1 protein-coding gene is annotated in these 741 nt (G+C 57.6%); it reads right to left on the reverse strand.

From position 1 onward, the window contains the following. Nucleotides 1-741 (reverse strand): putative Ig domain-containing protein (locus M0415_RS21305; RefSeq protein ID WP_249560536.1); only part of this gene is annotated, 741 nt, incomplete at both ends.

Genomic DNA, 741 nt, shown 5'->3' on the forward strand with positions numbered 1-741 from the left:
ACTGATGGTCGGTGCATCGTTGACGTTTACCACCACTATCGTAAAGCTCTGGTCAATCGTCAGACCATCCCCGTCCGTGGCGCGTAGCAATACCGCATGGCTACCCACGTTCGCGTTAGTTGGGGTACCACTGAGCACGCCTGTCGCCGCATTGAAGCTCAGCCAGCTTGGCAAAGTCACGGCGCTTAAGGTGAGACTGTCCCCCACATCGCTGTCCGTCGCCACCAAGGTGTAGCTGTAGGCCGCATCCTGGGTCGCACTGGTCAACGCCGTCGAACTGATGGTCGGTGCATCGTTGACGTTTGCCACCACAATCGTAAAACTCTGGTCTGCGGTTAAACCATCCACATCCGTGGCGCGTAGCACCACCGTATGGCTGCCGACGTTAGCGTTAGTCGGGGTACCACTGAGCACGCCTGTCGCCGCATTGAAGTTCAGCCAGCTTGGCAGTGTGACGGCACTTAAGGTGAGACTGTCGCCCACATCACTGTCCGTCGCCACCAAGGTGTAGCTATAGGCCGCATCCTGGGTCGCACTGGTTAACGCCGTCGAACTGATAGTCGGCGCATCGTTAACGTTTGCCACCACTATCGTAAAGCTCTGGTCTGCGGTTAAGCCATCAACATCCGTGGCGCGTAACACCACCGCATAGCTACCCACGTTAGCGTTAGTTGGGGTACCACTCAGCACGCCCGTAGCCGCATTGAAGCTCAGCCAGCTTGGCAGTGTCACGGCGCTTAA

It is taken from the genome of Shewanella sp. 10B (assembly GCF_023475885.1).
GTDB lineage: Bacteria > Pseudomonadota > Gammaproteobacteria > Enterobacterales > Shewanellaceae > Shewanella > Shewanella mangrovisoli.